Origin of the sequence: Streptomyces asoensis, from assembly GCF_013085465.1 — a bacterium.
GTDB classification, from domain to species: Bacteria; Actinomycetota; Actinomycetes; order Streptomycetales; family Streptomycetaceae; genus Streptomyces; species Streptomyces cacaoi_A.
In genome coordinates, this window is sequence record NZ_CP049838.1 from 519,776 (window position 1) to 534,546 (window position 14,771).

Annotated in this window: 15 protein-coding genes; 3 read left to right on the plus strand and 12 right to left on the minus strand. The window is 71.5% G+C overall.

Annotated features, from left to right (window positions below; all coding sequences use genetic code 11):
- Positions 1-14 precede the first annotated feature (14 nt).
- Genes G9272_RS02465 through fabG form a run of 4 tightly spaced genes read right to left on the minus strand, consistent with a single transcriptional unit; the run spans position 15 to position 4,680 of the window.
- Positions 15-1,223, minus strand: a complete 1,209-nt coding sequence (locus G9272_RS02465; protein WP_171394963.1) for an acetyl-CoA acetyltransferase — start codon at positions 1,221-1,223, stop codon at positions 15-17.
- Positions 1,220-2,659, minus strand: coding sequence for an OB-fold domain-containing protein (locus tag G9272_RS02470; protein ID WP_171394964.1), 1,440 nt, complete (start codon positions 2,657-2,659; stop codon positions 1,220-1,222). Before G9272_RS02470 ends, G9272_RS02465 begins: the two co-directional genes overlap by 4 nt.
- 1 nt (position 2,660) lies before the next feature.
- Entirely contained in the window at positions 2,661-3,911 is a 1,251-nt protein-coding gene (locus tag G9272_RS02475; RefSeq protein ID WP_216377797.1) for an acetyl-CoA C-acetyltransferase, read from the minus strand.
- A 22-nt stretch (positions 3,912-3,933) separates the two neighbouring features.
- Positions 3,934-4,680, minus strand: coding sequence for a 3-oxoacyl-ACP reductase FabG (fabG, locus tag G9272_RS02480; protein WP_171394965.1), 747 nt, complete (start codon positions 4,678-4,680; stop codon positions 3,934-3,936).
- A gap of 113 nt (positions 4,681-4,793) precedes the next feature.
- Between fabG and G9272_RS02485 the strand changes: the two genes are divergently transcribed.
- Positions 4,794-6,041: an acyl-CoA dehydrogenase family protein gene (locus G9272_RS02485; protein ID WP_171394966.1), complete on the plus strand. Its 1,248-nt coding sequence runs from the start codon at positions 4,794-4,796 to the stop codon at positions 6,039-6,041.
- On the opposite strand, the gene G9272_RS02490 is transcribed toward G9272_RS02485, so the two are convergent.
- Together G9272_RS02490 and G9272_RS02495 are read right to left on the minus strand one after the other, a co-directional pair.
- Positions 6,028-6,609, minus strand: a complete 582-nt coding sequence (locus tag G9272_RS02490; RefSeq protein ID WP_171394967.1) for a DUF2889 domain-containing protein — start codon at positions 6,607-6,609, stop codon at positions 6,028-6,030. The genes G9272_RS02485 and G9272_RS02490 overlap by 14 nt on opposite strands.
- Positions 6,606-7,457 (minus strand): enoyl-CoA hydratase-related protein, encoded by an 852-nt coding sequence (locus G9272_RS02495; protein ID WP_171394968.1) that lies wholly within the window; start codon positions 7,455-7,457, stop codon positions 6,606-6,608. Before G9272_RS02495 ends, G9272_RS02490 begins: the two co-directional genes overlap by 4 nt.
- A 196-nt stretch (positions 7,458-7,653) precedes the next feature.
- On the opposite strand from G9272_RS02495, the gene G9272_RS02500 reads away from it, so the two are divergent.
- Positions 7,654-8,457 (plus strand): FadR/GntR family transcriptional regulator, encoded by an 804-nt coding sequence (locus G9272_RS02500; RefSeq protein ID WP_171394969.1) that lies wholly within the window; start codon positions 7,654-7,656, stop codon positions 8,455-8,457.
- A 113-nt stretch (positions 8,458-8,570) separates the two neighbouring features.
- Positions 8,571-9,752 carry an amidohydrolase family protein gene (locus tag G9272_RS02505; RefSeq protein ID WP_171394970.1) on the plus strand — a complete coding sequence of 394 codons (1,182 nt, stop codon included), beginning with the start codon at positions 8,571-8,573 and terminating at the stop codon, positions 9,750-9,752.
- Positions 9,753-9,801: 49 nt separating this feature from the next.
- On the opposite strand, the gene G9272_RS02510 is transcribed toward G9272_RS02505, so the two are convergent.
- From G9272_RS02510 to G9272_RS02535, 6 genes are read right to left on the minus strand one after another with little or no spacing between them, the layout of a single operon-like run.
- Positions 9,802-10,926: a serine hydrolase domain-containing protein gene (locus G9272_RS02510; RefSeq protein WP_171394971.1), complete on the minus strand. Its 1,125-nt coding sequence runs from the start codon at positions 10,924-10,926 to the stop codon at positions 9,802-9,804.
- On the minus strand, positions 10,923-12,371 hold the full coding sequence (locus G9272_RS02515; RefSeq protein WP_253267682.1) for a class I adenylate-forming enzyme family protein: 1,449 nt from the start codon (positions 12,369-12,371) through the stop codon (positions 10,923-10,925). Before G9272_RS02515 ends, G9272_RS02510 begins: the two co-directional genes overlap by 4 nt.
- A gap of 4 nt (positions 12,372-12,375) precedes the next feature.
- Positions 12,376-12,798 carry a MaoC/PaaZ C-terminal domain-containing protein gene (locus G9272_RS02520; protein ID WP_171394972.1) on the minus strand — a complete coding sequence of 141 codons (423 nt, stop codon included), beginning with the start codon at positions 12,796-12,798 and terminating at the stop codon, positions 12,376-12,378.
- Complete coding sequence (locus G9272_RS02525; RefSeq protein WP_171394973.1) at positions 12,795-13,247, minus strand: FAS1-like dehydratase domain-containing protein; 453 nt, start codon at positions 13,245-13,247, stop codon at positions 12,795-12,797. The genes G9272_RS02520 and G9272_RS02525 overlap by 4 nt, the downstream gene beginning before the upstream one ends.
- Positions 13,248-13,301: 54 nt before the next feature.
- A complete protein-coding gene (locus G9272_RS02530; protein WP_171394974.1) occupies positions 13,302-14,162 on the minus strand; it encodes an enoyl-CoA hydratase-related protein in 861 nt (286 codons plus the stop codon).
- Positions 14,163-14,166: 4 nt separating this feature from the next.
- The gene (locus G9272_RS02535) at positions 14,167-14,658 is read right to left on the minus strand and encodes a PaaI family thioesterase (protein ID WP_171394975.1); all 492 of its coding nucleotides are present in this window, start codon (positions 14,656-14,658) and stop codon (positions 14,167-14,169) included.
- Between the last annotated feature and the right edge of the window lie 113 nt (positions 14,659-14,771).

A 14,771-nucleotide genomic window follows, 5' to 3' on the forward strand; every position in this document is an offset into this window, starting at 1 on the left:
CCGAACCGCCTTTCTCAGTCGGTGAGTTCGCTGCCGACGACGGAGACGAACGAGACGCATTCACCGGGTCCGCCGCCGAGGTTGTGCGTCAGGGCGAGCGAACGCCCCTCGGCCACGGACCTGACCGTCCGCTCGGGCGGTGCCTCGCCCCGCAGTTGCAGCCAGGCCTCGAACATCATGCGCAGTCCCGATGCGCCGATGGGGTGGCCGAAGGCCTTCAGGCCGCCGTCCGGGTTGACCGGCAGCGGGCCGTCCAGGTCGAAGACGCCGCTGGTGACGTCCTGCCAGGCCTGCCCGCGTTCGGAGAAGCCCAGGTCCTCCATGAGCACCAGCTCCGTGGGCGTGAAGCAGTCGTGGACCTCGGCGAGGGCGAGCTCGGCGCGTGGGTCGGTGATGCCCGCCTGCCGGTAGGCCTCCCGCGCGGAGGCGACGACCTCGGGGAAGGTGGTGAAGTCGTACGCCGGGTCGAGGAGCCCGTCCGCGGGGCCGGCGACGAAGGAGAGCGCCTTCACGTAGACCGGCCGGTCCGTGTACTTGTGGGCGTCCTCGGCCCGTACGACGATCGCCGCGGCCGAGCCGTCCGAGACGCCCGAGCAGTCGAACACGCCGAGCATGCCGGCGACGATCGGGGCCGACCGGATGCGCTCCGGCGGGACCTCCTTGCGGAACTGGGCGCGGGGGTTGCGGGCCCCGTTGACATGGTTCTTCCAGGCGATGCGGGTGATGACGTCCTTCAGCTCGTCCTGGGCCAGTCCGTACTTGGCGGCGTAGGCGGGGGCGAGGAGGGAGAAGTTCGCCGGCGCGGTGATCTCGCCGCGGCTGTCGTCGCCGGCACCCGGGATGACGGTGCCGGACAGCCCGGACATGCCGGAGTCCTTGAGTTTCTCCACGCCGACCGCCATGGCCATGTCGTACGCGCCGGACGCGACCGCGTAGCAGGCGTTGCGCAGGGCCTCGGAGCCGGTGGCGCACATGTTCTCCACGCGGGTGACCGGCTTGTGGGGCAGGTGGAGCGCCCGGCTCAGGGTCAGCCCGGACACGCCGGAGGCCTGGGTGCCGAACCAGTACGCGTCGATGTCGTCGAGCGTGATGCCGGCCGAGGTCACCGCCTCGCCCACGGCATCGATCAGGAGGTCGTCCGCCGATCGGGTCCAGTGCTCGCCGAAGGGCGTGCAGCCCATGCCGACGATCGCGACCCGGTCCCGGATTCCGTGTGAGCTCATCCGCGTGCCTCCCCAGTCCCGCCCGCGCGCACCGGCCGGGCCTTCCAGAAGTAGTTGTGGACGCCGGCGGCGGTGACGGTACGCCGGAACGTCATCTCCACCCGGGCGCCGATGACGGCGTCGGCCTCGGTGGCGTCGGTGAGCTGGCAGCGGAACCGGCCGCCGTCGTCGTAGTCGACGACCACGACGAGCATCGGCGGACTCGGGGTGTGGGCCAGCCGGTCGACGGTGAACGTGGCGACCGTGCCGCGCACCTGCTCCATCGGCTCGGCGGTCATGGCGTCGACACTCCGGCAGGAGGTGCACACCCGGTCCGGCGGCAGATGCCGGGCACCGCACTTCTCGCAGCGGGAGGCGACGAAACCGTACTTCCAGCCGGAGCGGCGGTGCGCGGGCGGCGCGCAGGGGGGTTCGGGGTCCGGCCGGCGGGGTGGTTCGCGGTCGAGGAGGCCGCGCCAGGAGAGGTAGGTGGCGTACGGCATGGGGGCGCCGCCCGCGGCGATCTGGGCGGCGACGGGGCGGGCGCCGCGATGGGCGGGCAGCGCGTCGGTGGTGCGCAGCAGCAGGACTCCGGCGCCGTCGCCGAGCACCACGAGCGCGATGGTCTCGCCGGGCCGGGCCCGGTCGAGGACGTCGGCGAGGAGCAGACCGGGCTGGGCGGTGCCGGCGTTGCCGATCGTCCCGGTGAGGTCCGGGGTCACCGCCTCGGGCGCCACGCCCGCCGTGCGCCGTACCGACGCGCACGCGCGCGCATGCAGGCCGGAGACGACGAAGTGGTCGATCGCCTCCCGTTCCAGACCCGCCTGCTCGAGGGCGCCGCTCAGCGCCTTGTCCGCGAGGGACACGTAGATCTCCTCGGCGAAGCGTTCCTCCCAGACCCGGGAGGCGGGCGCGCCCGGCAGCCGCCAGCGGTCGAGGATCTCGTCGCTGACCGTGTCGTGGGCGAGCAACTCCGCCAGGACGGGGGCGCCGTTGCGGTGTCCGCCGAAGACGAACGCCGCGGCGCCGTCGCCGCCGGCGACCTCGTCGCCGCCGCCCGGCAGACCGGTGCGCAGATCGGACAGGACCGTCAGGGTCGCCACCGGGGAACGGGCCGCCGTCACCAGGGCGGCGAGGCCGGAGCGGACCGAACCCGCCATGTCGGCGGCGAGCACGTGCTCGTCCAGGCCGAGCGCGGCGTGCACGGCGGTCGCGTTCGTCTTGTCCAGGTAGGCGGGGGCGGCGGTGGCGAGGAAGAGCTGGCCGATGCGGGGGCGCAGTCCGTCGCGGGCGAGGGCGCCGCGGGCCGCCTCGACGGCCATGGACGTGGTGTCCTCGTCGTAGCCCGCGACCGCGCGGGTCCCCTTGCCCGCCCCCGTGCCCAGGACGGCGGCTACATCCGTCCGCGCGAGACGGTGGTACGGCACGTAGGCGCCGTATGCGATCAGTCCGGCCATGTCAGCGTCCTCCATGAGCGTTGGTTGCGTCCGTCGGCCGCGCGAAGACCGCGGCCAGGCCCTGGCCACCGCCGAGACACATGGTCTCCAGGCCGTATCGGGCCTGGCGGCGGTCGAGTTCGCGCAGCAGGGTGGCGAGGATGCGGCCGCCGGTGGCGCCGACGGGGTGGCCCAGCGAGATGCCGGAGCCGTTGACGTTGAACCGCTGGAAGTCGGTCTCGGTCAGGCCCCATGCGCGGGTGCAGGCCAGTACCTGGGCGGCGAAGGCCTCGTTGAGTTCGATCAGGTCGATGTCGGCGAGTTTCAGTCCGGCCCGTTCCAGGGCCCTGGCGGTGGCGGGCACCGGCCCGATGCCCATCGTCTGCGGCGGTACGCCGACGACGGCCCAGGAGACCAGACGGCCCAGCGGGCGCAGGCCGAGTTCGGAGGCCCGCTCGGGGTGGGTCACGACGCAGAGCGCGGCTCCGTCGTTCTGCCCGCTGGCGTTGCCGGCCGTGACGGTCGCCTCCGGGTCCTGGCGGCCGAGGACGGGCCGGAGCCCCGCGAGTTTCTCCAACGAGGAGTCGGGGCGCGGGTGCTCATCGGTGTCGACGACCGTCTCGCCCTTCCGCGTGCGTACCGTGACGGGCACGATCTCGTCGGCGAACCGGCCCTTCCGCTGGGCCGCGACGGCCTTCTCGTGTGAGCGCAGGGCGAGTCGGTCCTGCTCCTCGCGGGGGATGGCGTACGCACGGCGGAGGTTCTCGGCGGTCTCCAGCATGCCGCCCGGAACGGGGTGGTTGACGCCCCCGGAGGTGACCCGGCCGCGGGCCAGCCGGTCGTGCAGCGTGGTGCCCGCGCCGCGCACGCCCCAGCGGAGGTCGGTGCTGTAGAACTCGGCCCGGCTCATGGACTCGACGCCCCCGGCCAGGACGAGATCGCTCGCGCCGGTCTGCACCTGCATCGCCGCGGTGATGATCGCCTGGAGTCCGGAGCCGCACCGGCGGTCGATCTGGAGGCCCGGCACCTCCACCGGGAGGCCCGCGTCCAGGGCGGCCACGCGGCCGATGGCGGGAGCCTCGCCGTTGGGGTAGCACTGGCCCAGCAGGACGTCGTCCACGGCGGCGGGCGGTATGCCGGTGCGCTCCAGCACGGCCCGTACGACCGTGGCCGCGAGCTCGGCCGCGGTCACGTCGCGGAAGACGCCGCCGTAGCCGCCGACGGGGGTGCGCACGGGTTCGCAGATCACCGCGTCACGCAGGAGAGCGGGCATCAGGCATGCCTTTCATGAGTGATCACATGTACCGGCCGCCGGTCACCTCGACCACGGCTCCGGTGACGTAACTCGCCAGGTCGGAGGCGAGGAAGAGGACGACCTGGGCGACCTCGGCGGGTTCGCCCGCGCGGCCCAGGGGGATCTCGGCGAGCTTGGCGTCCCAGGCGGCCTCGGGCATCGCCTCGGTCATGGCGGTGCGGATCAGACCGGGCTGCACGGCGTTGACGCGGATGCCCGCCTTCGCGAGCTCCTTGGCGGAGGCCTTGGTGAGGCCGACGAGTCCGGCCTTGGCCGCGCTGTAGTTCGTCTGGCCGAAGTTGCCCACCTTGCCGGCGATGGAGGAGATGTTGACGATGCTGCCGCCCCGGCCGTGCGCGCGCATGGCCTCGGCGGCGTACCGGGTGCCGTTCCAGGCGCCGGTCAGGTGCACGTCGACAACGGCGCGGAAGTCGGCCAGGGCCATCTTGCGCAGGGTCGCGTCCCGGGTGATCCCGGCGTTGTTCACCATGACGTCGACCGGTCCGAAGGTGTCGGTGCAGTGGGCGACCAGGGCGGCGACCTCGTCCTCGTCGGTGACGTCGCAGCGCAGCGAGGTGGCGGCCACACCGCGCTCGGCCAGGCGTTCGGCGGCCCGCGCGGCGGCCTCTTCGTGGATGTCACCGAGGACGACGGCCGCGCCCTCGGCGCCGAGGACCGCGGCGATCTCCAGGCCGATGCCCTGTGCGCCGCCGGTGATCACCGCGTTCCGGCCGTCCAGCAGTCCCATGTCAGCCCGCTTCCGACTCGCCGCTATTCCCCTTAAATAGATAACCTATTATGCTGAAACAATCAATACAGCGATGAGCTGTGCCAGCGGGGCCGGACGAGGAGACAGACCAGGTGGACATCCGCTATCCCCCGGAGACCGAGACGTTCCGCACCGAGGTCAGGGCGTTCCTCACCGAGACACTGCCGGCGGACTGGAAGGGCATCGGCGCCCTCGACGAGGGCCCGGCCCGGGACTTCGCCCGCGACTGGCGCCGACGGCTCGCCGAGCGCCGGTACCTCTCCCTCACCTGGCCCGAGCGGTACGGCGGCCGGGGCCTGTCCAAGCTCCACCAGGTCGTCCTGATGGAGGAGCTCGCCCTGGCCGGTGTGCCGTTCGGGCTGCCGCAGGACACCTTCGGCGTGAAGATGCTGGCGAACACGCTGCTGCGCTGGGGCACGGAGGAGCAGAAGGCGCACTTCCTCCCCCGCATCCTCAGCGGCGAGGACACCTGGTGCCAGGGGTACTCGGAGCCGGACGCGGGCTCGGACCTGGCTTCGCTGCGCACCCGAGCGGTCCTGGACAAGGGGGGTGCGGGGAGCGAGGGGGGCGAGTGGGTGATCGACGGTCAGAAGGTGTGGACGTCCGGCGCCCATCACAGCGACTGGATCTTCGTCCTCGCCCGCACGAACCAGGACGTCTCGCCGCACCGTGGCATCTCCTTCCTTCTCGTCCCGCTCGGTCGGCCCGGGGTCGAGGTGCGGCCCTTCCGCATGATGAGCGGGCAGCTGCACTTCAACGAGGTCTTCTTCACCGGCGCCCGCACCCGTGCCGATCTCGTCGTCGGCGGCGTCGACAACGGCTGGGCGGTCGCCCAGAGCCTGCTGGGAGTGGAGCGCGGGGAGGAGGCGGCGACCAACCCGATCCTGTTCAAGGCCGAGGTCGAACGTCTCGTCGAGCTGGCTCGCCTGCACGGCAAGGACCGGGATCCCGTGATCCGGCAGCGGATCGCCTGGTGCTGGTCCAAGGTCGAGATCATGCGCTACCTCGGCTACCGGATCCTGACCGGCTGGCTCAAGGGCGCCGATCCGGGCCCCGAGTCGTCGATCGCGAAGCTGTACTGGAGCGAGTACCACACCGCGGTCACCGATCTGGCGATGGACATCATGGGTCTGCACGGCCAGGTGCCGGTCGGCCGGCCACCGCTGCGCACCTACCGCGCCGACGACCCCGGCGCCGCGAACTCGTCGGCGTCCTGGTCGACGACCTATCTGATCGCCCGCTCCGGAACCATCTACGCGGGTACCTCGCAGGTGCAGCGGAACATCCTCGCGGAGAAGGTGCTGGGGCTGCCGCGCGAGCCGCGGGTCACGAGTCCGTAGGCGGTTCGAAGGTGCTGAGCTCCGGGACCGGGCGCGGGCCGGTCCCCGGGAGCCAGCCCGCGTCGAGCTTGCGCAGGCCGACGCCGTCCGGCGCCCAGATGTGGCAGCTGTTCAGCACCCCGGCCGTGGAGCGCGGGCCATGGGCGGGCTCACCCGCGTCACGCCGCCGCGCGTTGGCGGCCATGGCCGCCTGCACGACCGCCGGGCCGAGCACCCGGGTGAGCTCGTAGAGGTGGGAGCAGCCGGATACCCCGCGAAACCGCTCCTGGATCGCCCGGTTGTACCCGGCGGCGACACTGCGCCCGACCAGGCCGTCGAAGACCGGGGTGACGAGCGGGCACTCGGCGTGCGGAAAGGTCCGCATGTCCGCGTCGGCGGCCACGACGACCATGTCCGCGAGCCGGACACGCACCGTGAGCGTCATCCGGTGCACGACGGCGGCCGACGGCTCCGCCCATGGCCGCTCGTCGCGCAGCTCCGCGGCCACCGAGATCTCGTCGCCGCCCTCCTCCTCGTAGGAGGTGACGGCGATGGTACGGCGGTGCAGCGGGGATTCGGCCCGGGTCATGACGCGGTCTCCGGCTCCGACCGGGACGCGGAGCCGCCGGGGACCGCCGCGGTCTCCCCCAGCCCCGCGAACTCCGGTGGCCGGCGCTCGATGAAGCTGAGGACGCCCTCGCGGTAGTCCGGGGCGCGCTTCGCCGTGGCCAGCAGCGCGGCCGCACGGTCGCGGCTGCCGGTGAAGGTCCGCGCCTGGTCGTCGGCGAGCTGCCGCTTGATGAGCGACATCGCGTACGGGCTGGCCGAGCGGGCCAGTTCGGTCGCGTACGCGAGTGCGGCCGGCAGCAGGTCCTCCGGTTCGGCCAGGCGGTTGACCAGGCCCATCGCCAGAGCCTCCGTCCCGGTGATCCGGCGTGAGGACAGCAGCAGATCGGCGGCGTTGCCGTAGCCGACCAGCCGGGGCAGGAGCCAGGACACGCCGTCCTCGGCCACCAGCCCGCGGGCACTGAAGGCGGCGGCGAACTTGGCGTGCGGCACGGCGAACCGGACGTCGCACATGAGCGCCTGATTGAACCCGATGCCCGCGCAGGCGCCGTTGACGGCCGCGACGACGGGCTTCGGGAAGGACATGGGGCGGGTGCGCGGAGGCAGCTGCTCCGTGGGCCACGGACGGGCGCCGGACGACGCCCCGTCCAGCACGCTCATGTCCATCCCCGGGCAGAAACCGCGTCCGGCGCCGGTGAGCACCACGGCCCGAACCCCCGGATCCGCCTCCGCACGGTCGAACAGCTCGTTGTAGAGCAGCTCCATCTCCAGCGTCCAGGCGTTGTGCCGGTCGGGCCGGTTGAGGGTGAGGAGCATGACCCCGTCGTCGGTGTACTCGGTGAGGATCACCGGGGTCGGATTCTCGGTCATCGAGGTCACTCCCACGGGCCCGTCGGCCTTGCGGCCGGCTCAGCTTATAGCTAGATGAATCATCTATATACCACCGGCAGCCCGGGCGCCAGATCGGGCCCGGACCGGCTGCCGCGAACAGAGGATCACCCATCCCTTGACCTGGTACCCTCGATGCACTAAGACGATTCATTTTGCTATATGAGGAGAGCCCACCGTGGCCGAGGCAGCCCGCGCAGCAGTACCGGCGACCGTGCCCGCCCCCTCCCGCAACCGGGTCGGACGCCAGGTCCGAGTGCCGAAGACCGCCGAACTGGTCGCCGCGCACCTGCGCCGCCAGATCGTGCGGGGCGAACTGAAGCCCGGCGACGCGCTGCCGCCGGAGTCGGGACTGATGGAGCAGTTCGGCATCTCGCGGCCGACGCTGCGCGAGGCGTTCAGGGTCCTGGAGTCGGAGTCCCTGATCACGGTGCGCCGCGGCGCCCACGGCGGCGCCCGGGTGAGCGCGCCCGACGCGGAGGTCGCCGCCCGCTTCGCCGGCCTGATCCTCGAGTACCGCGGCGCCACGCTGGGTGACATCTACCGTGCGGCGGCCCTCATCGAGCCGCCCTGCGCCCGCCAACTCGCCCTCAAGCACACGGCGGACGACATCGAGCGGCTGCGTGCCGCGCTGGCGGCCGAGAAGGCCGTACTGGACGACGCGCTCGACCTGGTGGACGCACAGGACGCCTTCCATGCCCTGCTGATCGAGCTCACCGGCAACCAGACGCTCATCCTGCTGTGCAGCATGCTGCGCAACATCATCGACCGGGCCAATGCCTCCTACACCGCGGGCGCCGCCGACGCCGACGCCCAGAAGGCGCAGGCCCTCAAGGGACACCGGGCCCATGTGCGGCTGGTCGGCCTGATCGAGTCCGGCAAGGCCGACGAGGCCGAGAAGCTCTGGCAGCGGCACATCTCCAGCGCCGACGACGTCGTGAACGCGGCCGGACCGAAGACGGTGCTCGAGCTCCTCGACTGAGCCCCGGCGACAAGCCGCCCTCACTCACCCCCGGCGACCCCTTGCGCTCTATAAACAGTTAGATAATTATAGAAGGCGTACTGAATAGCTCCTGGGGTCCGGAGGCGACGGCCATGGCCGAACAGCGCAAGCGCATCTTCGACTGCGACCAGCACATGTACGAGGAGCGGGACTCCTTCACCCGCTACCTCCCGAAGGAGTTCCTCGGTGCGGCGGTCGCACCGGTGACCCTGCCGGACGGGCGGGAGGTGATCCTCGCCGGGAACCGGATCGTCGTATGCCTGGAGCCGGAGTTCGGGCAGGTCTACCGTCCCGGTTCACTGAAGGAGATGCTCAAGGCGATGGCCTCGGGCAACCCGGAGGAGACGTACCAGTTCGAGCCGATGCACGAGTCGTACCAGAACCGCGACGCCCGGCTGCGGGTCATGGACGAGCAGGGCCTGGACCAGACGATCATGTACCCGGGCGGCTGGGCGCTGGTGGCGGAGGAGTACGTGAGCGGCGTCGAGCCGCTCTACGCGAACTACCACTCGTTCAACCGGTACATGAACGAGGTGTGGGGCTTCGACCACCAGGGCCGCATCTACGCCCCCGCCCTGCTCTCGCTGCGCGATCTGCCCAGCGCGGTAAAGGAGCTTGAGTACGTCCTGGAGCAGGGCGCCCGCTTCATCCTGATGCCCACCGGCCCGGTGTACGGCCGCTCGCCGGGCGACCCGTACTTCGACCCGTTCTGGAAACTGGTCAACGAGGCCAAGGCGAGCGTCTGCTACCACATCAGCGAGTTCTACTACAACTCACAGGTGGCGCCCGCCTGGGGCTACGACCCCAGCCCCATCCACTTCCGGATGTCGGCCTGGCAGTGGCAGAACACCTACGGCCGGCGTCCCATCGAGGAGACGCTGTCCGCGCTGATCTTCGACAACCTCTTCGGCCGCTTCCCCGACATCAACGTCCTGGTCTCCGAGTTCGGCTCCGAGTGGGTGCCGCACTTCGTGCGCCACATGGACAAGAGCCGCGGGATGGGCCGCAACGGCCCCTGGATCGGCGGGCAGTTGGACGAGCGGCCCAGCCAGATCTTCCGCCGGCACGTCCGTGTGGTGCCCTACCCGGAGGACGACATCGTGAACGTCGTCAGGCGCCTCGGCCACCACGAGTCCATCGTCATGGGCTCCGACTTCCCGCACGCCGAGGGCCTGGCCAATCCGGCCGACTTCCGCAAGCTCATCGCGGAACTCGACGAGTCCGCCCAGGACGACATCATGTTCCACAACGCCCAGCAGCTGATCACCCGCTGAGCCCGCGGGAACAGGCCCCGAGCCCGGTACCGGAAGTGCGGTACCGGGCTCAGTCCGTGAGATCCGCCGCGAGGTTCGCGATGTTCGTGAGCAGGGCCGTGCCACGCCGGGAGTGGTCGTAGCCGGCGAGCGGGTAGCCATTGCTCAGACACGCGAAGGACAAGCCGGTCTCCGGGTCCATGAACCCGAGTTGGTACGCGGCTCCGGCGCTGCCGAAGAGGGCGGGCGACCCGGTGGACGGCAGATTACTGCCGGCGTCGGGGCCGGCCACGGTGACGAACAGCCCCATGCTGGTTCGGCGGCCGGAGCCGCCCCCGTAGAGCCGGTCCCCGTACGGATGCTCCGTCAGCCGGATCCGGGTGCCCTCCGCCACCGCCTCCGGCTTCCACAGGCCCGAGTGCTCCAGTGCCTGGAAGTACAGGGCGACGTCGGCGGCCGTGGCGACCAGCGCGTGGCTGGGCTCCCCGGCCGCGAGCACCCGCGGATCGGACAGATACCAGGGGCCCCAGGGGTCGGCCTCCTGGTCGTCGCTCGAGCGGTCGGTTGCCGTCATCGGCGCGACGCTCCCTGGCTGCCGGTCCACCGGGACACCGAGTTCGAGCGAGGACAGGCCGAGCGGCCCGGCGATCCGCTGCCGCAGATACGCGGCGAAGGTCAGGCCCGTACGCCGTTCGACGATCTCGGCGATCAGCCAGGCGGCCGAGGTGAGATGGAACTGGAAACGGCTGCCCGGAGGCTGGTCGAGCCGCCAGCGGCCGAAGGCGGCGAGCCGCTGCTCGCGGTCGAGTGCCTTCGAGAGACCGAGCGGCGCGAAGGGGAAGCCCGCGGTGTGCGTGAGCACCTGCTCGACCGTCACCGTCTCCTTCCCGTTCGGGGCGAACTCCGGGACGATCGCGGCGACTTGCTCGCCCACGTCCAGGAGACCCTCGCCGATCAGCTTCCACACCACTCCCGCGACGATCGACCGCCCGACCGACTGAAGGACGTACCGGGTGTCCGGGGCCGCGTCGCCCCAGGTTTCGAAGGCCACCAGCCGGCCACCTCTCGCGACGGCCACCTGGGCGGACGGCAGCGGTCCGTGGTCGACTTCCAGGCGGATCCGGCGCAGGAGTACGTCCAGTCGGTGCGGATCGACACCCACGGTGTCCGGGCCGACCGGCGAGCGGTCGATCATGGGTTCCTCCTTGGGGCGGGTTCCCGAAGACTTCGGCGTACGACCTTGCCGTTCGCGTTGCGTGGCAGATCGGGCACGAACCACCAGCGAACCGGGACCTTGAACCCGGACAGCCGGGTGCGGGTGTGCGCCCTGAGCGCCGCCGGGTCGGGCGGGGCGTCGGGGTCGGACGGCACGACGAAGGCGACGACGGTCTGGCCGAGCCGCTCGTCCGCAACGCCGGTGACCGCCACGTCCGCCACGCCGGGATGCGTGGCCAGGATCGTCTCGACCTCCAGCGGATGGACGTTCTCACCACCGCGGATGATCATGTCGTTGTGCCGGCCGAGGAGGTAGAGATACCCGTCCTTCGCCATACGGCCGAGGTCGCCGCTGTGCAGCCAGCCCTCGGTGTCGGTCCGGAAGAGGTGATCGGCGCGGGCGTGGATCTCACCGACGCCGTCCGGTCCGGCGTCCGCGACCCTGACCTCGACCCCGGGGGCGGGCCGCCCCACGGACCGCAGCAGCTCGGTGCGTCCCGCGACCGCGTCCCGGTGGTCCTCGGGGGTGAGCACGCTGATGGGCGAGCCCTCGGTCTGTCCGAACATGTTCAGCATCCGGACGCCGGGCATCGCCTCGTACGTCTGCCGCAGGGTGCCGGGACGGACGGGCGCGCCGCCGTACTGGAGGACCCGCAGGGTGCCATGGCGGGCCTCGCCCGCCGCCAGCAGCGTCTCCAGCATCGCCGGGACCATGCTGGTGTGGGTGGTACCGAGGTTCCGCAGCAGGGTCCAGCCCTCGACCGTGAAGCGGGGCAGGCCGGTGATCAGCGCGCCGGCGGCGAGAGCGACGGCGAGATTGCCGAGGCCCGCGATGTGGTGGAAGGGCGCACTGCCGCCGTAGAAGCTGTCGGGGGCTAGCAGGCACAGGCTCCCGTTGACCCGGGCGCGGGCGGCCAGTCGGCGCTGGGTCATGGGCACGGGTTTGGGGAGTCCTGTCGTGCCGGAGGTATGCAGGACGGCGGCCAGGTGGTCCGGCTCAGCCGTCAACTCCCTTTGGATTGTGCACAGTTCGGGTACGACAGCCAGCCGTCGGCCGGAGAGGGCGGCGACCTGTCGGCCCAGATCCGCGAACTCGGGCTGGGTCAGCAGGACTTGGGAGTCCATCGCCTTCACCACCTCGGCTGTCTCGTACGCCGTCATGCGGACGCCGAGCGGTGCGAGCGGGTGGCCGGACCCGGCGCCGCCGATCACCAGGGCGAGGGCGTCGGCGGAGGTGGCGACCAGGGCGGGCACCGGTTCGCCGGGTTCGAGGCCGAGGCCGTCGAGCCGTTCGGCCGCGCCGCCCGCCCGGTCGAGGAGTTCGCGTCCGGTCCAGGTCCGCTCGCCGAAGCGGACGGCGGGGCGGGCATGGTCGTAGGCGCGGCTCACCATGGCGGTCCAGGTGACGGTCGTCGCGCCGGCCACCGGCTCAGGGCTCCAGGAGGGCTGCCGCGGTGCCGGTGACCACCTCGACGCCGTGCTGGTTGACCGTACGCACGGAGAAGTGCGCGACGGGGCCGTCCAGGGTGTCCTCGAACGACTCGACGGTGGCCGTGGCGGTGAGGGTGTCGCCGGGCCAGACCTGGGCCTTGAAGCGCACACCGAAGCGGAGAAGCGCCTCGGGGCCGACCCAGTCGGTGAGGACCCGGCCGGTCATGCCCATCGTCAGCATGCCGTGGGCGAAGACACCGGGGTAGCCGGCCGCCTCGACAGCGAACCTCTCGTCCGAGTGCAGCGGGTTGAAGTCACCGGAGGCGCCCGCGTACTGGACGATCCGGGTCCGTTTCAGGTCGTCCACCAGGACGCTCTCACGGGTCTCGCCGACCTTGATGTCGTCCGTACTCAGGCTCATCGGGTGTCCTTCGGGGTTGCGGGGCCCTCGGGCACGACGGCCACGGTGACGGCGCTGACGACGCGCTCGCCGTCGGCGTCCCGGTACTCGGTGACGCGCTCGCTGAACAGCAGCCGGCCGGTTCGGCCCTGCTTCTCCCAGCTGCGTCCGGGGACGGTGTGCGCGTACAGGGTCTCGCCGGCGCGTACCGGCCGGTGGTACTCGAAGTGCTGCTCGGCGTGCAGCCCGCCGCCGCCCTCCGGCATCGCGCCGGGGCCGCCGCCGGAACCGAACCACTCCTGACCGGGCTTGGGCCGCAGATGGTATTCGGGGTCGTAGTGGGCGCTCGCCATGGTGAAGGTGGGCGGCGCGAACGCGGCCTCGCCCCGGTACGCCGGGCTCTCGTCGCCGATGGCGCGGGCGAACAGCATGATGTGCCCGGCCTCGACGGGGAACGGCTGCCCTGTCATCGTCGTGCTCCTCGTTCGGTACAGCGGGTGAGTACGGCAGGTCGGTCCGGCCGGTCAGTACGGCAGGAAGGCGTCGCGGGTGGCCTCGGCCGGGTCGAAGTCCGGCGGCAGTCCCTCGAACTTCGGCTCCCGCTTCTCCATGAAGCTCGCCACGCCCTCGCGGAAGTCCGGCGAGCCCGCGAAGTACTCCATGGCGGAGTAGGAGCGGGCCAGGGCGTCGGTGAAGGTACGGTCCAGGTCGCCGTACACCTGGTGGCGTACGACGGCCATGGCGCGCGGGGAGCAGCTGCGGGCGATGTCCCGGGCGTAGGCACGGGCGGCGCCGAGCAGGTCCGCGGGTTCCACGACACGGCTGACGAGGCCGAGGTCCTTCGCCTCGTCGGCGTCGAAGATCCGGCCGGAGAGCAGCAGGTCGAGCGCGTTCTCCAGGCCGACGACGCGCGGCAGGACGTACGGCAGGTTGTACTCGCCGGCCAGACCGCGCCGGGTGAAGGCCGTGGTGAAGCGGGCCCCGCGGGCGGCGAAGCGAATGTCGCAGATGAGGGCCTGGACCAGGCCGATGCCCGCGCAGGCGCCGTTGACGGCGGCGATCATCGGCTTCGGCATGTCCCGCCTGCTGTACATGGGGACACGGGCCCGGAGGTTCAGCGACTGGCCCGGCCGCGCGTTCTGCTCCAGTCGCTCGACGTCCATCCCGGGGCAGAATGCCTTGCCCGACCCGGTGACGATCACGACCCGGACGGCCGGATCGTGCGCGGCCTCGTCGAGGAGCGCGAAGAAGCGGCGCTCCATGGGGATGCTCCACGCGTTCCTGCGCTCGGGCCGGTTGAGGGTGACGACGGCGACGCCGTCCTCGTCCACCTCGTACAGCACCAGGTCCGGGTCCTGGGGAGACGGCACGGGCTCCTCGGGCATCACGTCACTCCTCGTCCAGCGGTTCGATGGGGTCGCCGACGCCCGGCCGTTCCCCGGAGATGGTCACCACCACCTGACCCCGGGCGCAGATGCGTCCACCGGTCATCACGTCGACGTCGGCGAAGTGCACCCTGCGGCCGCGTCGCACACAGCGCCCGTAGGCGACGGCTTCCGGGCCCCGGGCGGGCGCGAGGTACTGGACCGACATCGACACGGTGCTGAGCCGGCTCCCGTTCGCGAAGTCGTGCCCGGCGATCACGGCTCCGGCGCCGGCGGTGTCGATGAGGGCCGAGATCACCCCGCCGTGGAAGATCTCCTCGTGTGCGGAGAGGGTCTCGGCGTAGGGCAGTACGATCTCGACGCCGTCCGGCTCCCAGCGCGTCACGCGGATGCGGCAGAGCCGGTTGAAGGCGACCCCGCGCTCCCAGCGGGCCCGGAACCACGCCCGGCGTTCGCGCTGTTCCTGGTCGGTGAGGGTCCTTGCCGCGACGGTCATCCGCACGCCCTCCGGTCTCGGCCTGTCGGCCGATTTATATAGTTACATGAATTGGATAGTTGAGCAATCACAGGGGGACACAGGCAGCAGCCTAGTTGTATTATTTATATAAC